This window comes from Phaeovulum veldkampii DSM 11550 (assembly GCF_003034995.1).
GTDB classification, from domain to species: Bacteria; Pseudomonadota; Alphaproteobacteria; order Rhodobacterales; family Rhodobacteraceae; genus Phaeovulum; species Phaeovulum veldkampii.
In genome coordinates, this window is sequence record NZ_PZKF01000077.1 from 1 (window position 1) to 5,371 (window position 5,371).

At 69.4% G+C, this 5,371-nt stretch carries 9 protein-coding genes; 6 read left to right on the plus strand and 3 right to left on the minus strand.

Features of this window, described 5'->3' with window-relative positions:
- The first annotated feature begins 12 nt into the window (after positions 1-12).
- The 5 genes from C5F46_RS15585 to C5F46_RS15605 all read left to right on the plus strand — a co-directional run bounded on the left by C5F46_RS15585 (position 13) and on the right by C5F46_RS15605 (position 3,160).
- Positions 13-708, plus strand: a complete 696-nt coding sequence (locus C5F46_RS15585) for an adenosylcobinamide amidohydrolase (protein ID WP_107326230.1) — start codon at positions 13-15, stop codon at positions 706-708.
- 78 nt (positions 709-786) lie between these two features.
- Positions 787-1,530 (plus strand): MotA/TolQ/ExbB proton channel family protein, encoded by a 744-nt coding sequence (locus C5F46_RS15590; RefSeq protein ID WP_107326231.1) that lies wholly within the window; start codon positions 787-789, stop codon positions 1,528-1,530.
- Complete coding sequence (locus C5F46_RS15595) at positions 1,530-1,913, plus strand: ExbD/TolR family protein (RefSeq protein WP_107326232.1); 384 nt, start codon at positions 1,530-1,532, stop codon at positions 1,911-1,913. Before C5F46_RS15590 ends, C5F46_RS15595 begins: the two co-directional genes overlap by 1 nt.
- 3 nt (positions 1,914-1,916) lie before the next feature.
- Positions 1,917-2,333 (plus strand): ExbD/TolR family protein, encoded by a 417-nt coding sequence (locus C5F46_RS15600; protein ID WP_107326233.1) that lies wholly within the window; start codon positions 1,917-1,919, stop codon positions 2,331-2,333.
- Entirely contained in the window at positions 2,330-3,160 is an 831-nt protein-coding gene (locus C5F46_RS15605; RefSeq protein WP_107326234.1) for a TonB family protein, read from the plus strand. Before C5F46_RS15600 ends, C5F46_RS15605 begins: the two co-directional genes overlap by 4 nt.
- A 39-nt stretch (positions 3,161-3,199) precedes the next feature.
- On the opposite strand, the gene C5F46_RS15610 is transcribed toward C5F46_RS15605, so the two are convergent.
- Genes C5F46_RS15610 through C5F46_RS16800 form a run of 3 tightly spaced genes read right to left on the minus strand, consistent with a single transcriptional unit; the run spans position 3,200 to position 4,573 of the window.
- Positions 3,200-4,213: an NAD-dependent epimerase/dehydratase family protein gene (locus C5F46_RS15610; protein WP_107326235.1), complete on the minus strand. Its 1,014-nt coding sequence runs from the start codon at positions 4,211-4,213 to the stop codon at positions 3,200-3,202.
- A 52-nt stretch (positions 4,214-4,265) separates the two neighbouring features.
- Positions 4,266-4,415: a hemin uptake protein HemP gene (gene hemP / locus C5F46_RS15615; protein ID WP_107326236.1), complete on the minus strand. Its 150-nt coding sequence runs from the start codon at positions 4,413-4,415 to the stop codon at positions 4,266-4,268.
- Positions 4,412-4,573, minus strand: a complete 162-nt coding sequence (locus C5F46_RS16800) for a hypothetical protein (protein ID WP_168796833.1) — start codon at positions 4,571-4,573, stop codon at positions 4,412-4,414. The genes hemP and C5F46_RS16800 overlap by 4 nt, the downstream gene beginning before the upstream one ends.
- Before the next feature lie 170 nt (positions 4,574-4,743).
- On the opposite strand from C5F46_RS16800, the gene C5F46_RS15625 reads away from it, so the two are divergent.
- The coding region (locus C5F46_RS15625) for a hydantoinase/oxoprolinase N-terminal domain-containing protein (protein WP_328588586.1) at positions 4,744-5,371 on the plus strand (628 nt) is incomplete at its 3' end.

Genomic DNA, 5,371 nt, shown 5'->3' on the forward strand with positions numbered 1-5,371 from the left:
GGGGGTGCTGGCATGAGCCTGAGCGTGCATCTGACCCGCCCCTGGCTGCTGGCCGATCTGGGGCGCCCGCGCCGAGTGCTGTCGTTTGCGCCGCACCGCCCCGGCTTTGCCACCGCCGACCGGATCGTCTGGCGCGAGGTGCGCAATGCCGATCTGCCGCCCGAACTTGATGTGGAAACGTGGTTCAGCGCCGAATTGGGGCAGAATGGGCATTCGGCGGCTGTGGCGATGCTGACCTCGCGCGATATCGGCCGCTATCAGGTGGCCCGCACCAAGGTCGCGGGCATCTGCGTGGGCTGCGTGGCCACCGTCGGGCTGGGCAATGCCGAACGCATCGGCACCCGGCGCACCACGCCGCGCGCGGGCCATGGCACGATCAACATCGCCGTTCTGGCCGAAACCGGCCTGACCGACACCGCAATGCTTGAGGCCATGACCATCGTGGCCGAGGCGCGCACCGCCGCGGTGATCGAGGCCGGGCTGATGCTGCCCGGCGGGCCCGCCACCGGCACCGGCACCGATTGCATCGCATTGGCCGCAGACGTGGGCTGCGGCGGCTATGCCGGGCTGCACACCGCGCTGGGCGAAGCGATAGGGCGCGCGGTCCACGCCGCCGTGACGGCGGGCGCGCAGGACTGGATGGCCGAACAGGGCTTTGCCCCGAACCCGACCCGTCTCCCCATGCTGGAGGAGGCCAATCTTGACTGATGCAACCGGCCCTATCTACGCTTGGCAGATTGCTGCACAGCGCCCGGCGGGCCCCTCTGGTTCTGAAAGGTCACTGCCATGATCCCGGACCCTTCTGTTGTCACGCCCCTGCACGATGGCCTGCTGGGCCGCGCCATTCAGTTCATCGACATGGGCGGGGCGGCGATGTGGGCAATTGCGGCGCTGTCGGTGGCGACGCTGGCACTGATCCTGTGGAAGCTGTCGCAGTTGCTGGCCTTCGGCGCCTGGTCAGGGGGGCGGCACGCGGCATGTGCGCTGGCGCTTTGGGCGCAGGGCGACCGGCTGGGGGCGATGGCAGCGGTGGCGGAACGGCGGTCATTGCGGGCGCGGCTGGTGCGTGCGGCGATGCAGGCCGCGGCCGACCCGACGCTGCCGCGCGCGGCCGCCGAGGCGGAAACCGCCCGCGTGGCGCGCGGCCTTCTGGCACAGGCGCGACGCGGGCTGCGGGGGCTGGAACTGGCGGCGACCGTGGGGCCGCTTCTGGGCCTTCTGGGCACTGTAACCGGCATGATCGCGGCGTTTCAGACGCTACAGGCGGCGGGCAGCCGTGCCGATCCCGCGCTGCTGGCGGGCGGCATCTGGGAGGCGCTTTTGACCACCGCGGCGGGCATGGCGGTGGCGATCCCGGCGCAGGTCGCGCTGACCTGGTTCGACAGCGTGGTGGACGGGCTGCGCCACGACATGGAAGACGCCGCCACCCAGATCTTTTTGCGCGGCAACCGCCCCGGCCTTGACCATGCCGCCCAGCCCGAAGGCCCTGCCCGCGCGCCCGCGCTGCTGCGCGCCGCCGCGGCTGAGTGATGTTTGACTTTGGCGCCGCCCGGCCCCGGCGCAGGCCCAACCTCACCCCCATGATCGACGTGGTGTTTCTGCTGCTGGTGTTTTTCATGCTGGCCTCGCGCTTTGGCAGCGATGCGGTGATCGCGCTGAACGCCGCAGGCGCCGCGCCAGGGCAGGCGTGGCCGGGCCCGCCGAGGTTGGTCGATGTTGGCCCGACGGGGGTTTCGCTGAACGGGGTGGTGATCGCGCCCGAGGCGCTGGCGGGCGCACTGGCCGGGCTGACCGAAACCCCGGCCGACCCGATCGTGCTGCGCGCCCGCGGGGCCGCAAGCCTGCAAGATCTGATCACGGTGATGGACCGGCTGCACACGTCAGGCTTTACCCGGCTGGTTCTGGTGGAGTGAGCGATGGATTTTTCCGACCCGCCCCGCCGCCGCGCTGCCGAAAACCTGTTGCCGATGATCAACGTGGTGTTTCTGCTGCTGATCTTCTTTCTGATCTCGGCGCAACTGGCCCCGCCCGAGCCGTTCCCCGTCACCCTGCCCGAGGCCGAGGCCGAGATTGAGGCCGATGGCACCCTGTCGCTGCATCTGAACGCCGCGGGTGCTCTGGGCTTTCGCGATCAGACCGGTGAGGTGGCGGCACTGGCCGCACTGGCTGCGGCGCGGGTCGAATTTTGCGCCGCGCAGGATTGCGCCGCGACCCCGCCGCGCCTGCTGTTGCGCGCCGATCAGGGCGCGCCCGCGGCGCGGCTGGCGGCGCTGCTGCCCGCTCTGGCCCGCCTCGGCTTTGCCGAGGTGCATCTGGTCACGGTGCGGCCATGAGGCGGGCGCTGGAGGTGCCGCTCTTTGCCGGGCTGGCGCTGGGGCTGCATCTGGCGGCTTTTGCGATGCTGGGCGACAGCGCCGGGGCGGTGGCCGCAGGTGCAGGCGGCGCTGCGGCGGTGTCGATCGAGGCCGCCGATGCGGGCCTTGTTGCGCTGGTGGCGCAATGGGACCGCCCGCCACTGGCCCTGCCCGCGCCAGAGCTGGCCCTGCCGCCGCAGACCCCGCCCCAGATCGCGTCCCCTGCCCCGCCGCCGCCCGCACCGGTGGCCGCCCCGCCGCGCCTGCCCATGCCCGGCATCGCCCTGCCCGCGCCGCCCGATGCGCCGCCCGATGCGCAGGTTGCAGCCTCGCCCCCCCCGCGAGAGGCGCGCAAACCCGAACCGAAGCCAGACCCAAAGCCCGAAACCGTCAAGCCCAACCCCAAGACCGCGCCAGCCGCCGTCAGCCAGCCTGCGCAGCGCGCCACAGGCAGCGGCGGCGGCGCCAGCGCGGGGCAGGCAGGCCGGGCCACTGCGGGCACGCTGTCGCCCGCACAGGCCAACGCGGCCAAGGCCAGTTGGGGGGCCGCAATCCGCGCCAAGGTGGAACGGCGCAAATCCTACCCGCCCGCGGCGGGCCGGGCCTCTGGCCGGGTTCTGCTGAGCCTGTCGGTCAGTCGCACCGGGGCGTTGCAATCGGTTTCGGTCGCCACCTCGTCGGGCCATCCGGCGCTGGATGCGGCGGCGCTGCGCGCGGTGCGCGCCGCAGGCCGCTTTGCCGCCGCACCCAAGGGGCTGGATGCGGCCAGCTACAGCTTTACCCTGCCGATCAGCTTTTCACGCTGAGCGGCGCCTTTGATCCGCTCTTGCGCGCCCTGCCCTCGGTCAAACCCGGTAATAGTCGCGATACCATGCGACAAAGCGGGCGATGCCCTCGCGCACCTCGGTCTGCGGGCGATAGCCAGTGAGGGATTGCAGCAGGCTTGCATCGGCCCAGGTGGCGGGCACATCGCCCGTCTGCATCGGCATCAGGTTGCGGATCGCGGCGCGGCCCAGTTCGGCCTCCAGCGCCTCGACGAAATCCAGCAGCCGCACCTTTTGCGAATTGCCGATGTTCACCACGCGATAGGGCGCCACGGGCGACAGGCTGTCGCCTGGCGCAATATCGGCCGCCACGACCGGGCGCAGCGGTGCTGCGTCCATCAACAGCCGAATACCGCGCACCAGATCGCCCACATAGGTAAAATCGCGCCACATCTCGCCGTGGTTGTAGATGTCGATCGGTTCGCCCGCCAAAATCGCGCGGGTGAATTTGAACAGCGCCATATCGGGCCGGCCCCAAGGGCCATAGACGGTGAAGAATCGAAATATCGTCACCGGCAGGTCGTGAATATGGGCATAGGCATGGCCCATCGCCTCGGTTGCCTTTTTCGTGGCAGCGTAGATCGTCAGCGGCGTGTCGGCCTTGTCGGTTTCGGCAAAGGGCATCGCCTCGTTTGCACCATAGACTGACGAGGTCGAGGCCATCATCAGATGCCGCACCTTCAGGCGGCGAGCAGCCTCCATCACGGTAAAGGTGCCAACCACGTTGGCGTCGATATAGGCGCGAGGGTTTTCCAGGCTGTAGCGCACGCCCGCCTGCGCGGCCAGGTGGATGATCACATCGGGCCGGAACGCATCGGCGACGGCATCGAAGGTGGCCTGATCTTCCAGCATCGCCTCGGTCGCGCTGAATCCCGCGTGCTGCATCAGCATGGCATGGCGGCGCTGTTTCAGCGTGACATCGTAGTAATCGGTCAGCCCGTCATAGCCATGCACGACAAAGCCCTCGTCCAGCAGCAGGCGGGCAAGGTGATAGCCGATGAACCCGGCGGTTCCGGTGATAAAGATACGTTGCATGGGCCCCTCCGCCGCCCGCTATAACAGCGCGGGCGGCGTCGGGCCAGCGCGGCTATTTCGTCAGGATCAGCTTGCCCGCCCGCGTGATGCGCAGCGTATAGACCTGACCGTTCAGCAAGATGTTGGCCTGGTTGCCGCCCTGCGTCAGCACGGTGGCATCATGGGCGGGCGCCGCATTGGCGAAGATCATGGTCGCGGTCATGCGGTGGCCTCGATCCGGTCAAGCATCAGGTCCAGCCCGCGGGCATTGCACTTCAACCCCGAGGCGAGGACTGCGATGATCTCGCCCAGGCGGGGCTTGGGCTCTGCCGCGGCAAGGTTGGCCCGATGCGCGGGGCCGGGGAAGGCGAGGTGAGTCATTCCGGTCTCCTTTGGTTGGGTCTGGGCTTGTCGCGCGCGGCGGACTGGCTGACCCAGAAAGACTGACTGAAACACTATGGATTGTAAATGCCGATCTTTTGGGTCGGATATGCACCGCGTTGACATTGCCGCCCCGCTGCGCCGAGATCGGCGCAAATGGGGGGGGCGCAATGGCCTGGGATTTCTGGATCGACCGTGGCGGCACCTTTACCGATATCGTGGCGCGCCGCCCTGATGGCGGGCTGGAGACGCGCAAACTGCTGTCGGAAAATCCGGAACGATACGCCGATGCCGCCGTGCAGGGCATCCGCGACTGTCTGGGGCTGGCACCGGGCGAGCCGATCCCGCCGGCGGTGATCGGCGCGGTCAAGATGGGCACGACGGCGGCCACCAACGCCCTGCTGGAACGCAAGGGCGAGCGGGTGCTGCTGCTGATCACCGAAGGGTTCGGCGATCTGCTGCGAATCGGCTATCAGACGCGACCGCGGCTGTTCGACCTGCACATCCGCCGCCCCGATCTGCTGTATGAGGCGGTGGCCGAGGTGCCGGGGCGGCTGGACGCCGAGGGGGCGGAGATCGCGCCGCTGGATGAGGGCACCCTGCGCACGGCGCTGCGGGCGGCGCATGGGCGGGGCATCCGCGCGGTGGCGGTGGCGCTGATGCACGGCTATCTGAACCCGGCACACGAACTGCGCGCCGGCGCGATTGCCGCCGAAGAAGGGTTTTCGCAGATCTCGCTCAGCCATCAGGCCAGCCGTCTGATCAAGCTGGTGGGGCGCGGCGATACCTGCGTGGCAG

Coding starts and splice junctions, on each gene's coding strand:
- C5F46_RS15585 (WP_107326230.1), top strand. CDS start 13: ATGAGCCTGAGCGTGCATCTGACCCGCCCCTGGCTGCTGGCCGATCTG.
- C5F46_RS15590 (WP_107326231.1), top strand. CDS start 787: ATGATCCCGGACCCTTCTGTTGTCACGCCCCTGCACGATGGCCTGCTG.
- C5F46_RS15595 (WP_107326232.1), top strand. CDS start 1,530: ATGTTTGACTTTGGCGCCGCCCGGCCCCGGCGCAGGCCCAACCTCACC.
- C5F46_RS15600 (WP_107326233.1), top strand. CDS start 1,917: ATGGATTTTTCCGACCCGCCCCGCCGCCGCGCTGCCGAAAACCTGTTG.
- C5F46_RS15605 (WP_107326234.1), top strand. CDS start 2,330: ATGAGGCGGGCGCTGGAGGTGCCGCTCTTTGCCGGGCTGGCGCTGGGG.
- C5F46_RS15610 (WP_107326235.1), bottom strand. CDS start 4,213: ATGCAACGTATCTTTATCACCGGAACCGCCGGGTTCATCGGCTATCAC.
- hemP (WP_107326236.1), bottom strand. CDS start 4,415: ATGACCGCGACCATGATCTTCGCCAATGCGGCGCCCGCCCATGATGCC.
- C5F46_RS16800 (WP_168796833.1), bottom strand. CDS start 4,573: ATGACTCACCTCGCCTTCCCCGGCCCCGCGCATCGGGCCAACCTTGCC.